Below are 18,008 nucleotides of genomic sequence, written 5' to 3'. Positions count from 1 at the left end.
TATGAAAAACGCTTGGAATTGGATTGCAAGAAGTATCCTTCAGTATAAATTCCCCTTATTAGGATTTATCCTATTGCTAACCCTTGGTTTGGGTTATAAAGCCAGCCAAATCCAACTCAGTTACGAATTAGCCAAAATTCTTCCTAAGTCAGACGAGCGTTTTCAACTCTATGAAGGATTCAAAAAGAAATACGGTGAAGATGGGGCCGTGATGGTAATAGCGGTTGAAAATGAGCAACTATTCAGCCCTGCAGAATTCAAAGCATGGCGCGATTTAACTACTGCCGTTAAAAAGCAGCCAGGGATTAAGAATGTCTTATCGCTTTCTACTTTACCGGAATTGTACATCGATTCGACGGAGAAAAAATTCAAGACAAGGAATTTACTAGATTCTTCTTTAGTACTGACTCCTGAAAATCTAAGTCAATTTAAGTCCCGATTAAACGATTTACCGATCTATAAAAACTTCCTTTATACGGAAGACTTAAAGACGCACCTCCTGTTAATTACCCTAGACCAAAAAGTGATTAATGATAAAGGGAGAATCACATTAGTTAAAAATATCAAAACTTTAGGCGAACAATACCAAGTCAAAATGAAGCATACTGTTCATATGACCGGTATGCCATTTATCAGAACGGAATATACTTCCCAGGTTACGAAGGAATTAGGCTTGTTTTTAGGATTAGCGATTTTAGTTACCTCCTTGATTTTGTTGTTCTTTTTCCGCTCGTTTCAAGTGGTTTTCTTTGCGAATGTCGTCGTTCTAGTGGGAATTATTGCCTCGTTAGCCACGATTGTATTCTTTGGATTTAAAATCACCTTATTGTCCGGATTGATTCCTCCGCTTATCGTTGTTATCGGGGTTCCTAATGTTATTTTCTTATTGAATAAATACCATGAGACGTACTTGTCGGGTAAAACGAAAGAAGAATCTTTAATTGAAAGTGCATCCAAGGTAGGCAGAACCTTATTTTTAGCGAACCTAACTACTTCGATTGGTTTCGGTGTTTTTGCTTTTACAGGATCCGCGTTACTGGTTGAATTTGGAATCGTTGCGGCTTTGAATGTGATGATTACCTTCATTATTTCGCTGGTACTTATTCCCATATTCTTTAGTTTCTTAGCTCCCCCGCAAAAGAAAGACTTAGCTCATTTTGAATCTGTTCGGGTGAATAAATTTTTAAATCGCGTGGATGTTTGGGTATTGCACCACCGGAAATTTATTTATGGTTTTATCTCTATCATTTTAGTGGTTTCGGTTTATGGTTTGACCAAAATTCAAGCAGTGGGTTATATTGTAGATGATTTACCTCGAGATAATGCCATTTATTCCGATTTGAAATTTGTAGAGAATCGATTTAAGGGGGTGATGCCATTTGAGATTAATATCGATGCATTTGAAAAGGGGCGAGCGCTGAGCCCGGAACTTTTGGCCAAAATCAAAAGAACCGAAAAATTACTCGCAAAATACCCAGAATTCACCCAAGGTCTTTCCATTCTAACAGCCACTAAATACTTGTATCAAGTCTACCGTGGAGGGGATCCTAAATACTTCACCTTACCTGGAATCGATGAATTAGCTAAATTAAAGGACTTTCAGTCCAGTTTAAATGGCAATAAAAATAATTTATTCGCTGGCTTCATCGATAAAGACAATCGATTCACTCGAATTAGTTTCCAAATGCAAGATGCCGGAACCGTGCGTACCAGAGTCTTATTCGACGAAATACAACCCAAGATTGACAGCATCTTTAGAACTGATATCGAAACAGGCGAATTGTTAGCTAAAGGCGATAAAAAAGGGTATCAAGCTGATGTAACTGGTAATTCAGTCATTTATGCTTTCCAAACCGAGTATTTACAAGTCAATCTTATCGAAAGTACGATTACTGCCATCATCCTAATTTGTATTTTGATGGCACTGCTTTTTAGATCTTGGAAAATGGTTTTGATCTCGACCCTACCCAGTTTAATTCCCTTGATTATTACGGCGGGTTTAATGGGATATTTTGGAATTGCACTCAAGCCTAGTACTATCTTGATTTTCTCCATTGCCTTCGGTATTTCAAGTGATGGAACCATTTATTTCCTCACCCGTTACAAAGAAGAATGGGCTAAAAATAATCAAAACATACAGAAAGCCGTCCAAACCACCATTTTGAAAACGGGGGTTTCCATGTTCTATACGGCGATGATTCTATTTTTTGGCTTTTTTATCTTTACCGCATCCACTTTCAAAGGAACCCAGGCATTAGGCATCTTAGTCTCCGTTACGCTTTTAATGGCCATGATTTGTAATTTAATCTTACTTCCGGCATTCTTATTAGGATTAAATAAAAAGGACGTGTCGACCATATTTGAGGAGGATTTATAAATGACACCAGCCAAACCGTCACTCTATACCCTGCCTTTCTTTTTACTTTGTTTAAGTAACTTTTTGTTTTCGGCTAGCTTTTCGATGATTATACCCGAATTGCCTGATTATTTAGCCAGTTTAGGGGGAAAAGAATACATCGGCTATACAATAGCTTTATTTACGCTAGCAGCAGGATTCTCGCGTCCATTCTCCGGAAAATTAACCGATCACGTAGGCAGAATACCCATCATGGCTTTCGGTTCCCTAGTTTGCTTTATCTGTGGTGGATTATATCCATTAATGCATACGGTACAAGGATTTTTATTCCTACGCTTCATTCATGGCATGTCAACTGGTACGAAACCGACGGCGACGGCTGCCTACGTTTCAGATGTCATTCCGGAAGACCGTAGAGGGGAAGCACAAGGTGGACTAGGCATATTTACAGCCACGGGAATGTCTATTGGGCCAGCAATTGGCAGTTTCTTAGCTGCTGAATATGGCATAGACCAAATGTTCTATATATCGTCTGTTTTTGCTTTAGCCTCTATCATCATCCTGAGTAGAATGAAGGAAACATTGCCTAAGGCGATGAAATCACGGTTCAGCCTTTCTTTGTTTAGAATTGGATGGAAAGATGTCTTTGAGCCTAAAATCGTTCCCGTTTTTTGGATTATGTTATTCGTTTCTTTTTCCGCAGGTGCCATGATTACCCTCATTCCGGATACCTCTAAAATTTTAGGCTGGAACAATAAGGGATTATATTTTACGATTTATACCATTTCATCTATTCTAATTCGCCTCTTCTTCTCCAAAGCATCGGATAAATATGGTCGTATTCCGGTATTAATTTTTGGGTGCTTTATGCTAAGTGTATCGATGTTTTTATTAGTTTTCACCCTAAATTCTTATCTATTTATTGCATCGGCCATTATTTATGGCATTGCGTGGGGCTTTACTACGCCTACTTTAGCTGCCTGGACAAATGATTTAGGTGATAAGAATCACATGGGACGTGCAATGGCCACCATGTATATTGCATTAGAAGCGGGGATTGGTTTAGGAGCCTATATTTCGGGAGCCGTTTATCAAGGTGTAGCGAGTCAAATTCCTATTCCTTTTTTAATTGCAGCTCTTTTAGCTTTGTTAGCTTTTCTATTATTATTGAAACAAAAAAGAAATTGGACGACGTATGGAATTTAGCGAATACTTGACTCAAAAAAATATTTGTTCTACCAGCTTTTCAGCAGGTGAGCCCGCTTTGTTTCAAAGTTGGACAAAAGCATTTTCGCTCCAACATCCATCCAGTTTTACAGAACAAAACAAGTTCATTATCAATAAAATACGCAGAAAATATCCTCTAAAAAAGGAGTAATTTTTGACAATTACCGGCTTTATATTTGTAAATAACCGGAAAAACATGGTACTATTTAAACATTTGATTCCATCAATTAGTTTAAAAGAACATATTATGGAAATTTGTAAAAATTAAAAGCAAGATAATGCCCGATAACAATCTACAGAATTTATTTCCTGTCTCAGGTCAAATCCCGAAAGAGTACGATTTAACGCAACCCATTGAACAAAAAGAATATTTAGTCAACGGAGAGATGCGTCAATGGAAAGGCAAAACGCAAGACGTTTGGTCACCTATCTACATAAAAACAGATAAAGGTTTCGAACAAAAACGAATCGGCTCCTATCCTATCACGGATGCAGCAGATGCGATGGAAGTTTTATATGCTGGCGTAAAAGCCTATTCCAATGGTCGTGGCGAATGGCCTTCGATGACCGTTTCGCAAAGAATCGAATGTGTGGAGAAATTCACCAAAAAAATGGTTCAAAAGCGAGATGAAGTGGTGAAATTATTGATGTGGGAAATTGGTAAATCCTTAGGCGATTCTCAAAAAGAATTTGATCGTACAGTTCAATACATCTACGATACCATCGGTGCATTAAAAGATATTGACCGTACTTCCTCTACTTTCTTAATCGAAGAAGGAATTATCGGACAAGTAAGACGCTCCCCTTTAGGTGTGGTACTTTGTATGGGACCATTCAATTATCCATTGAATGAAACCTTTACCACCCTTATTCCAGCCCTAATTATGGGTAATATCGTCTTATTCAAACCACCGAAACACGGTACTTTATTACACTACCCTTTATTAGAGGCATTTAAAGATTCCTTCCCTGCAGGTGTTATCAATACACTTTACGGTCGTGGAAATTCGATCATTCCTCAATTAATGGAATCAGGTAAAATCGATGTATTAACTTTAATTGGTTCTTCTAAAGTAGCCGATAAACTAAAGAAGATGCACCCGAAAGTAAACCGCTTACGTGCCATTTTAGGTTTGGACGCAAAAAATGCAGCGATCGTAACTGAAAGTGCCGATTTAGATTCAGCTATCAATGAGTGTTTATTAGGCTCTCTTTCATTTAATGGACAACGTTGTACAGCTATAAAAGTCATTTTTGTTCATAAATCTTTAGCGGATAAGTTCAATGAAGGTTTAGCGAAGAAAATTGAAGCTTTGAAATTAGGCATGATGTGGGAACCAGGAGTTCAAATCACACCGCTTCCAGAGCCTAATAAACCTGCTTATTTAACAGAATTAATCGAAGATGCGAAATTGCATGGCGCTAAAGTGATGAACGAACATGGTGGAGAGAACTTCAAATCCATTTTCTTCCCTGCCTTGTTATTCCCTGTCAATAGCAAAATGAAAGTTTGGCATGAGGAGCAATTTGGGCCAGTGGTTCCAGTTGTTCCATTCGAAAGCTTAGATGAACCGATTGATTATCTCCAAGAGTCATCTCATGGTCAGCAAGTGGCTATTTTTGGAACTGATGTAAATCAAATCTCCGAATTGATCGATGCAACGGTAAATCAAGTTTCTCGTGTGAACATTAATGCACAATGTCAACGTGGACCGGATTCCTTCCCTTTCACAGGCCGTAAGGACTCTGCTGAAGGAACTTTATCCGTAACCGCTGCCTTACGTTCCTTCTCGATTCGTACGGTCGTAGCGACGAAAGCAACACAATCGAATAAAGATATCGTGAATGCGATAGTAGAGAATCAACAATCGAACTTCTTGTCGACACGTTTTATCTTGTAATCTGTCGATTTCGATACATAAAAAAAGGCCAGCGCTTTCGTGCTGGCCTTTTTTATTATTTCTTATTACAGAGCGGCTCTCAGAGCTTTCACGGATGAATCTGTGATAAACTCATCATAAGTCATTAGTTTATCCAATTGCCCTTTAGAACCGATTTCAATCACTCTATTGGCCACCGTATCCGTTAACTGGTGATCATGGCAAGTAAATAACATCGTTCCTGGGAATTCAATCATTCCATTATTCAACGCAGTGATGGATTCTAAGTCCAAGTGATTTGTAGGCTCATCGAAAAGTAACACATTCGCTCCCGATAACATCATACGAGAGAACATGCAACGTTGCTTTTCCCCTCCAGAGATTACCGTACATTTTTTCAATGCCTCATCACCAGAAAAAAGCATACGTCCCAGGAATCCACGAATGAAACTTTCATCCTTTTCCACCGAATATTGACGTAACCAATCCACTAAATTCATGGAATCATCTTCGAAATATTTCGCATTATCATTAGGCAAATAAGTCTGAGTGGTAGTTACACCCCACTTAAATTCACCTGTATAGTTCGTGTTTTCACCTGCGAGAATATCTAATAATGCGGTGATGGCTAAGGATTCCTTAGCTAATAAGGCTATTTTATCTCCTTTATTGATAGTGAAGGAAAGGTTCGTAAATAAAGGGACACCATCAGCCGTTTTAGCAGATAATTTATCCACACTTAATAATTGGTCACCTGCTTCTCTCTCCGGTTTGAAATTAATGAAAGGATATTTTCTAGAGGATGGTTTAATATCATCCACTTGCAATTTATCTAACATTTTCTGGCGTGAAGTCGCTTGCTTCGACTTCGCTACGTTTGCTGAGAATCGACGGATAAATTCTTCTAATTCTTTCCGTTTTTCGTCCGTCTTTTTGTTCTGATCTGTCCGTTGACGAGCAGCTAATTGAGATGATTCATACCAGAAAGTATAAGTACCTCCAAACAATTGGATTTTGCTAAAATCAAGGTCAGCAATGTGTGTACACACATTATCTAAGAAGTGACGATCGTGAGATACGACAATTACCGTATTTTTGAAATTCATCAAATATCCCTCTAACCAAAGAATCGAATCAATATCCAAGTTATTCGTAGGCTCATCCAATAATAAAATATCAGGGTTGCCAAAAAGTGCTTGAGCTAATAAAACTTTCACCTTATCAGAACCATTTAAATCCTTCAAAAGTGTAAAATGTAAGTCTTCTTTAACCCCCAAACCACTTAACAATGATCCCGCTTCTGATTCCGCTTCCCAACCATTTAACTCCGCAAATTCCGCTTCTAAATCAGCTGCCTTATTTCCGTCCGCTTCTGTGAAATCCTCTTTTAAATAAATCGCATCCTTCTCTAACATAATGTCATAAAGACGCTTATTGCCCATGATCACCGTTTGCAATACCTCTACTTCCTCAAATTCGAAGTGATTTTGTTTCAAAATAGACATACGCTCACCAGGATTCATTGAAACTGAACCTGTTTGAGAATCAATTTCTCCTGATAATATTTTCAAAAAAGTTGATTTACCCGCGCCATTAGCACCGATCAAACCATAACAGTTACCTTCAGTAAACTTGATATTAACTTCTTCAAAAAGGACTCTTTTCCCAAAACGAAGGGACACATTAGATGCTTGCAACATAGGAGCTGGATTAAATAGGGTGCAAAATTACTAATTTTGGCTTCGATTATCATATTTTTTTTGCAATTTCGAAGCGAAATAAAGACTATGTATCCCATAAATTCGTCTGATACCTTACAACTCCGACTCCACTCGGATAATTTTCGGGAGCAATTAGTAGCTCAGCCGAAGAAGGATCCGCGTATAGCCTCCGTTCAGATTGAAATTTCAAATGAATATTTCCTCTTAATTCCGCTAAGCTATGACTCCCCTACCTATCGTTTAGGTTTTTTAGAGAAAGCCTTAGGCGAACATGCTATCGTAGGAAAAGAAATTCAGATACAGACTATTCCTACAGAAGACGCGAATTTAGTGTTTTTAGTTCCCAGTGATTGGAAAGACCTAATTTCGGCTCATTTTCCTTACGCTAAAATTGAATATACACATACTGTAGCTACTTGTTTGCAAAAAAAAGACCAGCAATTAACGGTAAATGTCCAAGGGAATTTAGCCTTTGCCAGTTTATACCAAGCCAATAAATTACAATTAGCGAATGTTTTCCCATTCGAATCTTCAATCGAACTAGCTTTCTACTTACAATCCATTCGAGATGCGTTCTCTTTAAATTGGACTTTGTTTCCGCCCATCTTAGTGGCCGGATCTGAAGAAATTTCAGACGCATCCCTTTATCAAATCCCCTATGTCCAATCCTAAAAAAGCATTTTTCCCAGGGTCATTTGATCCATTTACGAAAGGACACGAGGATATTGTGTTGAGAGCTTTGGCTTTATTTGATGAAGTGATTATAGGTATTGGTCAAAACTCGAATAAATCCCGCTACTTTCCTTTGGAAAAAATGGAAGAATATATTCTGAAAACATTTGAAGGAAAACCAGTTAGTGTAGTTACTTACCAAAACCTAACCGCTAACGTGGCACATGAATATGGCGCTAAATTTATCATTAGAGGTTTACGCAACACGACTGATTTTGAATATGAAAACTCAATTTCTCAGGTGAATAGACACATTCACAACGATTTAGAAACTGTTTTCTTAATAACATCGCCTCATTTAGCCCCTATCAGCTCTACGATTATTCGCGATTTACATCGTTACGGTAGTCCGGTAGATCAATACTTACCCTATACCTTAGATTAATTTAGATTTTTCGATTACATATCGAATGGAGGAATAGGTATTAGTCAATGCCTGTATTTGCTGTTTTTCATTCATCCACTCTACCTTTTCGATACCTTCTTCTGCCTGTGGAATTAGCATTCCTGTGAAATTTGTATGCATGGCATACCAGCGCGTTTTCTTCAAAACCAGCTTATTTTTGTGCGTATATGTGTGGTAGGTGGTACAAATTTTATTTCCTAGATCAGCTTTGACATTGCACTCCTCTTCTACTTCCCGGACAGCTGCTGTTTCGAACTTTTCGTTCTTTTCTAATTTACCTTTTGGCAAATCCCATTTACCTAATCGATACATCCATAAAACGTCTTGCTTCTGGTTAACGACAACGCCCCCAGCGGCTTCCACCAGCTGATAAAGCTTTATAATTCTTTGCTTATAAATCTTACGGTCTTCTGCAACAATATAAAGTGCATGAAAATGAATACCTGATTTCGCATGTAGATTCATTAGCATTTTTTCAACCTGATCAATACTAGCATTTATAATACAGGTATGACCACTGAAATTCTCCACCTTCAGAGGAGATAAACGAGCATCGATAACTAAATCAAAGTCCACTTTGGATGGTATTTCGCCCAATTCCTTCTTCTTCACAATTCTGATCGGTCGATCATCAATAAAAATTACCATCTGTTCATTTTTCTGACGCAAAATTAGAATTAAATAGTGAAAGATAAACTGAATAAATTATTTTTGTAAATATAAAATCAGAAACGACCCTTATGCAAAATTTGACTATTCCTCAAGAAGTTGCCCAACACCTTTTAAAGATCCAAGCTATTCAATTAAGACCGGATCAACCATTTACTTGGGCATCTGGATGGAACTCTCCTATTTATTGCGATAACCGTGTTTCTCTTTCCTTTCCAGAAGTTCGTACCTATATAAAAAACTGCCTTTCAGCTGCTGTAAAAGCTTATTTCCCAGAGGCGAATATCATTGCCGGCGTTGCAACCGCCGGAATTGCACAAGGCGCATTAGTAGCCGAATACCTAGACTTACCTTTTTGTTATGTTCGTCCTGAGCCTAAAAAACACGGGATGGGAAATCAAATTGAGGGCAAAGTAGAAAAGGGTCAAAAAGTGGTTCTAATTGAAGACCTTATTTCAACGGGTGGTAGTTCTCTAAAAGCCGCAGATGCATTAAAAGAAGCAGGTGTAGAAGTGCTAGGTATGGTTGCCATTTTTACTTATGGTTTCGAAATAGCCGCTGAAAATTTCAAAAATCACGACATTCCATTATATACGTTAAGTGACTATAATGCTTTAATTGAGGAAGCTGTCAAACTCGATTATGTCACAGAAACTCAATTATTAACTTTGCAAGATTGGAGAATTTCTCCCAGTACTTGGCGAAAATAATCAGGCAAGCATATAGCCGTCCCCCACAGTCGACTGAATCATTCCCATTAGTTCTAAGTTTAAGAGAATTAGGGACAAATCCTCTTGCCTAATTTCTGAACGATTCACTAGTTCATTAAACGATATATTACCTTCTCGATGCAAAAAGGAAAGAATAGCTGATTCGTGCAAAGTAAATAGCTTTTGGATTAGCGCTGGGTTTAAGGCTAACATATCTTTAGCCTGTGCCCAATTAAGTTCCATCATCAAATCTTCCCAAGAAGTGAAAATGATGGCTTTTTGATTTCGAATTAAATGATTGCATCCTTTTGAAAATGGTCTGTTTAAGCTACCCGGTACCGCAAATACCGTCCGATTATAGTTATAAGCATAATCAGCTGTGATCAAAGCGCCGCCTTTCTCGGCTGCTTCCACGATTACTGTAGCATCTGAAATGCCAGCAATTATACGATTACGTACTGGGAAATGATAGGACGCTGGAGGAATTTGAGGAGCATACTCAGAAAGCAAAGCCCCATTATGTATAATTGCGTTTACATAGGCCCCATTTTCCGGAGGATAGATGTGTCTAAAACCACCTGCTAAAACCGCAATGGTAGGAATTTGATAATCAAGGCAAGCTTTATGCAAGGCAATATCAATTCCTCTGGCAAATCCACTGACTAAGATTACTTGATCCTTTATGGCAGCTTGCACAAGGTCATGGGTTACCTTTTTCCCTACATCACTTGCGTGACGAGTTCCTACCACGGCCACTATTCGATGGTCATTCAAATCAATATTCCCTTTTTTAAATAAAATCAAGGGGGCATCATATAAATCTTTTAATCGCTGGGGATAAGCCGGGTCTTCGAAATAGAGTATTTCGACTTGATCTGCCTGACAAATTTGGAAAGTTTTCTCAGCCTCCTGTAACACATCTCTTGCCTGAGCGCGATACATTGCTAATTGGAAAATATCAGGAAGGTAGGGATAAAGGGAGGCTAGTTTTTTGCCTTTAACAGGGCCTACCTCCGAAAGGTAGGATAAGGCGATTTGGTAGACTTTTAGTGGCTTAGTGGTTTGCATCGGATTAATTTTCCGAAACCTACGCTTATTCTAATTCTAAATCAGCCTTCATCCCTTGTAAAAAATCACGAATATCAGTTAACTGATTAATGATGTTTTGATTAGGATTTTTTTCTTTGCCGCGAATATTCAACGCTTGCCTAGCTCCTTCGATTGTCAAGCCTCGTTCGTTGATCAAATTCACCAAAACCTTGATTTTCTCAATGTCTTGTGGGGTGTATTTGCGAATTCCTGAACCTGCCCGCTTGGGTGATAAATGAGGGAATTGAGTCTCCCAATAGCGAATCTTAGAAGTATTCACTTTAAAAATAGCTGCGACCTCAGAAATTGAATAATATTGCTTGCTTAATTCCATCAATAATTTTAAACCCAAAATGGGCTTCTTCAAAAAATAGACTTAATTTTGTGATTCCATTTAACATGGCACCTAAGTAAAACTACAAAGGTTCCATTCATTTTACAATAAAACGCATGACCTCTTCTGAGATACGTCAACAATTTTTGGATTTTTTTCAATCAAAAGGCCATTTAATTGTTCCTTCAGCTCCTTTGGTGGCAAAAAATGACCCTACCCTATTGTTTAACAATTCGGGTATGGCTCAATTCAAAGATTTCTTTTTAGGAAACGGAACTCCTCCCTCGAAAAGAATTGCTGATACGCAAAAATGCTTACGTGTTTCAGGAAAACATAATGACCTAGAGGATGTAGGATTTGATACGTACCATCACACGATGTTCGAGATGTTAGGGAACTGGTCTTTTGGAGACTATTTCAAACAAGAGGCACTAACCTGGTCATGGGAATTATTAACAGAGGTATTTAAGTTGCCAAAAGACCGCATTTATGTGTCGGTTTTTGAAGGAGATAAGAAAGATGGTGTTCCATTTGATCAAGAGGCATTCGATATTTGGAAGGCTATCGTGGGAGAAGATCGGATCATCTTTGGAAATAAAAAAGATAATTTCTGGGAAATGGGCGAAACGGGGCCATGCGGTCCTTGTTCAGAAATTCATATTGACCTTAGAAATCAAGACGAAGTAGATACCATTCCTGGTAAAAACTTAGTAAATGCGGATCACCCACAAGTGGTGGAAATTTGGAATAACGTATTCATGCAGTTTGAGCGTATGGCAGATGGTTCTTTAGTGCCACTTCCTAATAAGCATGTGGATACGGGAATGGGTTTTGAACGTCTTTGTATGGCGATTCAAGGAAAGCAATCGAATTACGATACGGATGTTTTCCAAGGAACAATTCAATACATTGCTGCCAAAAGTGGCAAAAAATATGGGGACGAAAAATGGGCAGATATTGCCATGCGGGTTATCGCTGACCACATTCGTGCTATCGCTTTTTGTATTGCCGATGGGCAATTGCCTTCGAATAATAAAGCTGGATATGTAATTCGTCGTATTTTACGCCGTGCTGTTCGCTATGGTTATACGTATTTGGACTTCAAAGAACCTTTCTTACACTTATTAATTCCAGGTCTTTCACAACAATTTAAAGGGGTGTTTGATGAATTAATCTCACAAGAAGCCTTTGTTGCAAAAGTGATTTATGAAGAAGAGGTTTCATTCCTTCGCACTTTATCTACGGGATTAATTCGCTTAGATAAATTAATGGAAGATTGTTCTGGTCAAATATTGTCTGGTGACGATGTTTTTGAATTAAATGATACCTATGGTTTCCCCATCGATTTGACAGCCTTAATCGCACGCGAAAAAGGATTAGATATCGATGAACCAGGATTCTTAGCAGCGCTTAAATTACAAAAAGAGCGTTCCCGAAAGGATGCGGGTGCTAGTGCAGAAGATTGGGTGATCGTAAACGAAGGGGATGAAGTGAGTTTCATCGGTTATGATTCAAATGAATCTGATACTCAAGTTTTAAAATACCAGAAGATTCAAAATAAGGCAGGCGTACAATACAAGGTAGTGCTTGAAACTACACCTTTCTATGCTGAATCCGGTGGTCAGGTAGGAGATTCGGGGGTTTTGGTTTTCGCTAAATCAGGCATTTCAATTCCTATCATCGATACCAAGAAAGAAAACGATTTGATCGTTCATATCGTTTCGGACGCACGCATTGAAAGTTTAGCGGCTGAACCCGTTAAAGCTAGCATAGCTACCCTGCGCCGTCGTGCTATTACGCATCACCACAGTTCAACTCACTTAATGCAAGCGGCATTACAAGAAGTGCTAGGAAAGCATGTGGCTCAAAAAGGTAGTTTAGTTAACGAAGATTTATTACGTTTTGACTTCTCTCATTTCCAAAAAGTGACAGACGAAGAAATTAAACAAATCGAGAAGATAGTTAATGCCAAAATCGCAGAGAATATTCCTCTTTTAGAGGAGCGAAACGTTCCAATTGCTCAGGCAAAAGACAAAGGGGCTATGGCACTTTTTGGCGAAAAATACGGTGATTTTGTTCGGGTAATTACCTTCGATAAGAACTTCTCTGTCGAACTATGTGGTGGTACGCATGTGACATCCACAGGTGAAATTGGTTTATTCAAGATTACATCTGAAAGTTCAGTTGCTACGGGTGTTCGTCGTATTGAAGCGATTACTTCACAAAAGGCTTATGAATTATTAAGTGAACAAGAGGCTCTCTTAAGCGAAATAAATGACTTATTAAAGGCTCCCAAAGACCTGGCTAAGGCTGTTGCAAACTTAATTGAGAGCAATTCAAGCTTACAGAAAACGGTGGCAGCTTATCAACAGAAGGAAGTTGCTGGACTCAAGGGCCAATTAGTAAAGGAAATTGTTGCTGGATCCATTCAATCCATTGTTAAGCAAGTGCAAGTTCCTACAGCTGATGCTTTGAAGAATTTAGCTTTTGATTTACAGGAAAATCAGGAGAATTTGTTTGTTCTTTTAGCTGCTGAAATTGAAGGTAAAGCAAGTTTAGCGATCTCCATCTCTAAAGCCTTAGTAGATAGTAAAGGCTTAGATGCGGGCAAAATAATCCGCGAATTAGCGAAGGAAGTTCAAGGTGGTGGAGGTGGACAACCCTTCTTAGCCACTGCAGGAGGGCAAAATCCTGCTGGAATCCCTAAATTATTGAGTTTAGCGGCTACTTATATCGCTTAAATTTTATGCAAGAGCCGCCTTTTTCTCCCTTTGAACAGGTAGCCCAGCAAATGGACCTTTGGGGTGAAAAGGGAATTCCTTTTGTCTTTTTAGTCGATTATTCCTTAGAGAATGCGTGGGCTGGATCTTTAGAGGAGGCGGCTGAATTAGGCTTTAGCTTTGAATTTGATTCAGCAGGACTACATTCAGAATCTATTTTCTTTAGCAAAAAGCCCATTTCGTTTCCGGATTATTCCGAAAAATTCCAACAGGTACAAGCAGGTTTAAAAAGAGGGGATTCTTTTCTGCTCAATTTAACGGCAGAAACAGCTATTGAAACGCCTCTCTCCTTAGAAGACATCTTTCAAAGAGCTGATGCTCCCTATAAAATTCTAGTTCAGGATTATTTCACCTCCTTTTCACCGGAGACCTTTATTCAAATTAATGGAAATGAAATCGCCTCCTTTCCCATGAAAGGAACGCTGGAAGTAAGTGATGGACTTTCTGAAGCTAGCTTACAGAACGACCCTAAAGAGAAAGCAGAACATGCGACAATAGTGGATTTGATTCGGAATGATATAAGCAAAGTCGCCTATCCCATTCAGGTGGAAAAATACCAATACGTCGAAAAGGTAAAAACGAATACGGGGGAACTTTGGCAGATGTCCTCTAAAATTACGGGAAAGCTTATGCCAAAATTTGAAGGAAAATTCGGCTCCATCTTAAAAGAATTATTACCAGCAGGTTCTATTACTGGCGCTCCTAAAAAAGCTACGATGCAATTAATCGCAAAAATAGAAGCGTATGAGCGAGGATTTTATACCGGAATAATGGGTAAATTTGATGGAAATAGCTTTAATTCTGGCGTCCTAATTCGTTTTATAGAGAAAGGGAAAGATGGCCTTCTTTTTAAAAGTGGCGGTGGTATTACCGTTTTTTCTGAAGCCACGAAAGAGTACGATGAATTAATCCAAAAAGTATATCTCCCCTTTTAATATGTTCTCCTTCTTAGAAACGATTTGCGTACATAATGGCCAAGCTCAACACCTCGATTTCCACCAAATGCGGATAAACGAGACGTTTGACCAATTTTTCCCAGAATGGGAACCTTTCGATGTGGCAGAACTGGTAGCAGAGCAAGAATTACCTACGGAGGGAACACATCGACTACGAATCACCTACCAAGAAGATCCAGAAACAATCGAGATTTTTCCATACGAAAAAAAAGAAATCAAACGTTTTGCCTTAGTGGACACGGGCGAGATTGATTATGGCTTAAAATGGGCTGAAAGAGGCTTTTTTCAAACCTTTTTAGCCTCTCATCCGGAAGCCGACGAAGTGATTTTTGTGAAAGATGGAAAGGTGCAAGATTGTACGGTAGCGAATTTGGCCTTCTTAAAAGAGGGGATTTGGTATACACCAGAAGACCCGTTACACTGGGGAACTACACGTGCCCGATTAATTATCGAAGAAGAAGTGGAAGAAACTGATATTTTAGTGGAAGAATTAGCCACCTACGAGCGCGTATGTTTGATCAATGTGTTTAGAACGCTATCACTTGAAAACTCCCTTTCTGTAGCGGAATCTATTTTGTAAATTGAATCATGAGTACTGAAAAAAGCCCAAGCTTTTTATTGCACCAAAAATTTCCTTTTGAACCTACCCCTTCTCAGGCGCAGCTGTTTCAAAAGTTAAGTGGATTTGTGCTCAACAAGGACGAATGGGCGGCACTTACCTTTATTATCAAGGGTTATGCTGGAACGGGAAAAACGACCGTTATTTCGACCTTGATTAAAATATTACCTGCTTTTGGCTATAAAACACAATTAATTGCACCTACAGGACGAGCGGCGAAAGTAATGGCTAATTATGCCAAGAAAAAAGCGAGTACTATCCATAAAAAAATCTACCGCCAAGTAAGTAATCCCAATTCTGGAGCACTCAGTTTTCAACGGATGAATAATTATGCCACCAATACGGTATTTATTGTGGATGAGGCGTCGATGATAACGGATGAATCAGATTTTGGCACTAACAGTTTATTAACCGATTTAATTGAATACGTATTTACAAATCCTGAAAATGGGCATACCGGAAATAAGTTAATATTTGTGGGTGATACCGCCCAATTACCTCCCGTGGGTAAAAGCCTTTCACCTGCCCTTTCGAAGGATTATATCGCATCCGAATTCCACATGGAAGTGTTAGATCATGAATTGACTGATGTCATGCGACAAGACCAGGATTCGGGTATATTATACAATGCCACTTTATTAAGGCAATTGCTTTTAGCGAATTCCACGGCGATCCAGTTTAATACCAAATCATTTAAAGACATCTTCCGGATGACCGGCGAAAAGATGGAGGATGGGATGCATTATGCCTATAAGAAATTTGGCAAAGAAGAAACCATTTTGCTAACGCGTTCGAATAAAAGTGCCGTTCAATTAAATGAATTCGTTAGAAGAACGATCCTATACCAAGAAGATGAAATTTCTAGCGGGGATTTATTAATGATCGTTCGTAATAATTATCACTGGTTAGACGAAGATTCACCAGCGGGATTTTTAGCCAATGGAGATTTTGTGGAGATGATGAAAATCAAACGCGAAGAGGAAATGCATGGTCAGCGTTTCTTAGATGTCACTTTACGCTTATGCGATTATGATGATCACCCGCCTATCGAAGCTAAAATCTTGTTAGAAACGCTTCATTCGACCGAATCTGCCTTAGGTAAAGAAGCAAACAAAAAATTATATGATTCCGTTTGTGCCGATTACGCAGATATACCTAAGAAAAAAGAACGAACCGAAGCCATTAGAAAAGATCCCTATTTGAACGCTTTGCAAGTTAAATTTGCTTATGCCTTAACTGTTCACAAATCTCAGGGTGGTCAATGGTCTGCCGTTTTTGTGGATCAAGGTTACTTAAAAGAAGATCAAATCGACGCAGAATATTTACGCTGGTTGTATACGGCTATAACACGGGCAAGTCATGAAATCTTCTTAGTGAACTTTCACGAACGTTTTTTCTAAAGATTAAACGTAGCTGCGACTCCTGCATGGAATAATTTACCATCGTAAATCGTCAATCCCTTTTTAAGTGCTTCATTTTGAATACAAGCCTCAGTCCATCCTAGATTAGCTAAAAGAAGCACATAAGGCAAGGTCGCTTGTGTTAAGGCCAAAGTGGACGTCTGCGGAACAGCTCCTGGCATATTGGCTACGCAATAATGTACGATTCCATCAATTTCAAAGATCGGATTTTCATGCGTCGTAGGCTTGCAGGTTTCAATGCAACCCCCTTGATCCACAGCCACATCCACTAGGACAGTTCCCGGTGACATTCTCTTAAGATCATCGCGCTTGATTAAATGAGGAGCTTTGGCTCCATGTAATAATACCGCACCTACGACTAAATCAACTATTGGTAATGCTTCTTGAATGGCATAGGAAGTCGAGAATTGCGTAACTACATTAGCTGGCATCACCTCATCTAAATAGCGCAGACGAGCTAAATTCGTATCCATAATAGTAACATTGGCTCCTAAACCTGCAGCCATCTTAGCCGCCTGAGTTCCTACTACTCCTCCACCTAGAATTAATACATTAGCTGGTTTTACCCCTGGAACGCCTCCTAATAATTTACCTTTACCCCCTTGTGGTTTTCCTAGATAAAAAGCACCCACTTGAATGGCCATTCGACCCGCTACTTCAGACATAGGAGTCAATAAGGGCAAACTACGATCGGCTAATTCCACCGTCTCATAGGCAATACAAACAGAATTAGAGGCTATCATGGCTTCTGTTAACTCTCTTGAGGCAGCGAAATGGAAATAGGTAAATAAAATTTGGTTGCGTTTTATAAGCGGAAATTCAGAGGCTAAAGGCTCTTTCACCTTCACAATCATCTCCGCAATCGCATATATTTCAGCGGCTGTGCTTAAAATAGAAGCACCAGCAGCTTTGTATTGTGCATCAGACAATCCAGATCCTTCACCAGCCGCAGCTTGAACATATACTTGATGTCCATTAGCAGTTAAACCTTGGACACCTGCCGGAGTTAAGCCTACCCTGAATTCCTGCACTTTAATTTCCTTAGGTACACCGATGATCATAATAATAGGTTTTAAAAAGAAAGGCCACCGAAAAAAATCCGCTGGCC

Annotated in this window: 15 protein-coding genes; 10 read left to right on the top strand and 5 right to left on the bottom strand. The window is 39.0% G+C overall.

Annotation, left to right across the window (positions count from 1 at the left end; translation table 11 throughout):
• Position 1: 1 nt before the first annotated feature.
• The 3 genes from ACST14_RS00860 (at position 2) to ACST14_RS00850 (ending at position 5,484) form a co-directional block, all read left to right on the top strand.
• Entirely contained in the window at positions 2 to 2,377 is a 2,376-nt protein-coding gene (locus tag ACST14_RS00860; RefSeq protein WP_459459618.1) for an efflux RND transporter permease subunit, read from the top strand.
• Positions 2,378 to 3,562, top strand: a complete 1,185-nt coding sequence (locus ACST14_RS00855) for an MFS transporter (protein WP_459459616.1) — start codon at positions 2,378 to 2,380, stop codon at positions 3,560 to 3,562.
• Positions 3,563 to 3,861: 299 nt separating this feature from the next.
• Entirely contained in the window at positions 3,862 to 5,484 is a 1,623-nt protein-coding gene (locus ACST14_RS00850; protein ID WP_459459615.1) for an NADP-dependent glyceraldehyde-3-phosphate dehydrogenase, read from the top strand.
• A 65-nt stretch (positions 5,485 to 5,549) separates the two neighbouring features.
• Here the strand turns inward: ACST14_RS00850 and ACST14_RS00845 are convergent, their stop codons facing one another.
• On the bottom strand, positions 5,550 to 7,163 hold the full coding sequence (locus ACST14_RS00845; protein ID WP_459459613.1) for an ABC-F family ATP-binding cassette domain-containing protein: 1,614 nt from the start codon (positions 7,161 to 7,163) through the stop codon (positions 5,550 to 5,552).
• Between the two features lie 87 nt (positions 7,164 to 7,250).
• Between ACST14_RS00845 and ACST14_RS00840 the strand changes: the two genes are divergently transcribed.
• The gene (locus ACST14_RS00840) at positions 7,251 to 7,856 is read left to right on the top strand and encodes a DUF3822 family protein (RefSeq protein WP_459459611.1); all 606 of its coding nucleotides are present in this window, start codon (positions 7,251 to 7,253) and stop codon (positions 7,854 to 7,856) included.
• Positions 7,843 to 8,301 carry a pantetheine-phosphate adenylyltransferase gene (gene coaD / locus ACST14_RS00835; RefSeq protein ID WP_459459609.1) on the top strand — a complete coding sequence of 153 codons (459 nt, stop codon included), beginning with the start codon at positions 7,843 to 7,845 and terminating at the stop codon, positions 8,299 to 8,301. The genes ACST14_RS00840 and coaD overlap by 14 nt, the downstream gene beginning before the upstream one ends.
• Here the strand turns inward: coaD and ACST14_RS00830 are convergent.
• Complete coding sequence (locus ACST14_RS00830) at positions 8,293 to 8,970, bottom strand: NUDIX hydrolase (protein ID WP_459459607.1); 678 nt, start codon at positions 8,968 to 8,970, stop codon at positions 8,293 to 8,295. The two genes, coaD and ACST14_RS00830, sit on opposite strands and share 9 nt — an antisense overlap.
• Positions 8,971 to 9,062: 92 nt before the next feature.
• On the opposite strand from ACST14_RS00830, the gene pyrE reads away from it, so the two are divergent.
• Positions 9,063 to 9,701, top strand: a complete 639-nt coding sequence (gene pyrE / locus ACST14_RS00825) for an orotate phosphoribosyltransferase (protein WP_459459605.1) — start codon at positions 9,063 to 9,065, stop codon at positions 9,699 to 9,701.
• Here the strand turns inward: pyrE and dprA are convergent, their stop codons facing one another.
• Together dprA and ACST14_RS00815 are read right to left on the bottom strand one after the other, a co-directional pair.
• Positions 9,702 to 10,769 (bottom strand): DNA-processing protein DprA, encoded by a 1,068-nt coding sequence (gene dprA, locus ACST14_RS00820; protein ID WP_459459603.1) that lies wholly within the window; start codon positions 10,767 to 10,769, stop codon positions 9,702 to 9,704.
• Positions 10,770 to 10,794: 25 nt separating this feature from the next.
• Entirely contained in the window at positions 10,795 to 11,157 is a 363-nt protein-coding gene (locus tag ACST14_RS00815; RefSeq protein ID WP_459459602.1) for a MerR family transcriptional regulator, read from the bottom strand.
• 83 nt (positions 11,158 to 11,240) lie between these two features.
• Between ACST14_RS00815 and alaS the strand changes: the two genes are divergently transcribed.
• From alaS to ACST14_RS00795, 4 genes are read left to right on the top strand one after another with little or no spacing between them, the layout of a single operon-like run.
• Entirely contained in the window at positions 11,241 to 13,865 is a 2,625-nt protein-coding gene (alaS, locus tag ACST14_RS00810) for an alanine--tRNA ligase (RefSeq protein WP_459459600.1), read from the top strand.
• Between the two features lie 5 nt (positions 13,866 to 13,870).
• Complete coding sequence (locus ACST14_RS00805) at positions 13,871 to 14,839, top strand: aminodeoxychorismate synthase component I (RefSeq protein ID WP_459459598.1); 969 nt, start codon at positions 13,871 to 13,873, stop codon at positions 14,837 to 14,839.
• A gap of 1 nt (position 14,840) precedes the next feature.
• The gene (locus tag ACST14_RS00800; protein WP_459459596.1) at positions 14,841 to 15,440 is read left to right on the top strand and encodes an aminotransferase class IV; all 600 of its coding nucleotides are present in this window, start codon (positions 14,841 to 14,843) and stop codon (positions 15,438 to 15,440) included.
• Positions 15,441 to 15,448: 8 nt separating this feature from the next.
• On the top strand, positions 15,449 to 16,879 hold the full coding sequence (locus ACST14_RS00795; RefSeq protein ID WP_459459594.1) for an ATP-dependent DNA helicase: 1,431 nt from the start codon (positions 15,449 to 15,451) through the stop codon (positions 16,877 to 16,879).
• On the opposite strand, the gene ald is transcribed toward ACST14_RS00795, so the two are convergent.
• Entirely contained in the window at positions 16,876 to 17,961 is a 1,086-nt protein-coding gene (gene ald / locus ACST14_RS00790) for an alanine dehydrogenase (protein WP_459459592.1), read from the bottom strand. The genes ACST14_RS00795 and ald overlap by 4 nt on opposite strands.
• Positions 17,962 to 18,008: the final 47 nt, after the last annotated feature.

The organism is Aquirufa sp. A-Brett2-15D (genome assembly GCF_054558735.1).
This window is presented reverse-complemented; position numbering and strand designations above follow the sequence as displayed.

Bases quoted from the DNA above. Each gene is read 5' to 3' on its own strand.
- ACST14_RS00860 (WP_459459618.1), top strand. From the start codon at position 2: ATGAAAAACGCTTGGAATTGGATTGCAAGAAGTATCCTTCAGTATAAA.
- ACST14_RS00855 (WP_459459616.1), top strand. From the start codon at position 2,378: ATGACACCAGCCAAACCGTCACTCTATACCCTGCCTTTCTTTTTACTT.
- ACST14_RS00850 (WP_459459615.1), top strand. From the start codon at position 3,862: ATGCCCGATAACAATCTACAGAATTTATTTCCTGTCTCAGGTCAAATC.
- ACST14_RS00845 (WP_459459613.1), bottom strand. From the start codon at position 7,163: ATGTTGCAAGCATCTAATGTGTCCCTTCGTTTTGGGAAAAGAGTCCTT.
- ACST14_RS00840 (WP_459459611.1), top strand. From the start codon at position 7,251: ATGTATCCCATAAATTCGTCTGATACCTTACAACTCCGACTCCACTCG.
- coaD (WP_459459609.1), top strand. From the start codon at position 7,843: ATGTCCAATCCTAAAAAAGCATTTTTCCCAGGGTCATTTGATCCATTT.
- ACST14_RS00830 (WP_459459607.1), bottom strand. From the start codon at position 8,970: ATGGTAATTTTTATTGATGATCGACCGATCAGAATTGTGAAGAAGAAG.
- pyrE (WP_459459605.1), top strand. From the start codon at position 9,063: ATGCAAAATTTGACTATTCCTCAAGAAGTTGCCCAACACCTTTTAAAG.
- dprA (WP_459459603.1), bottom strand. From the start codon at position 10,769: ATGCAAACCACTAAGCCACTAAAAGTCTACCAAATCGCCTTATCCTAC.
- alaS (WP_459459600.1), top strand. From the start codon at position 11,241: ATGACCTCTTCTGAGATACGTCAACAATTTTTGGATTTTTTTCAATCA.
- ACST14_RS00805 (WP_459459598.1), top strand. From the start codon at position 13,871: ATGCAAGAGCCGCCTTTTTCTCCCTTTGAACAGGTAGCCCAGCAAATG.
- ACST14_RS00800 (WP_459459596.1), top strand. From the start codon at position 14,841: ATGTTCTCCTTCTTAGAAACGATTTGCGTACATAATGGCCAAGCTCAA.
- ACST14_RS00795 (WP_459459594.1), top strand. From the start codon at position 15,449: ATGAGTACTGAAAAAAGCCCAAGCTTTTTATTGCACCAAAAATTTCCT.
- ald (WP_459459592.1), bottom strand. From the start codon at position 17,961: ATGATCATCGGTGTACCTAAGGAAATTAAAGTGCAGGAATTCAGGGTA.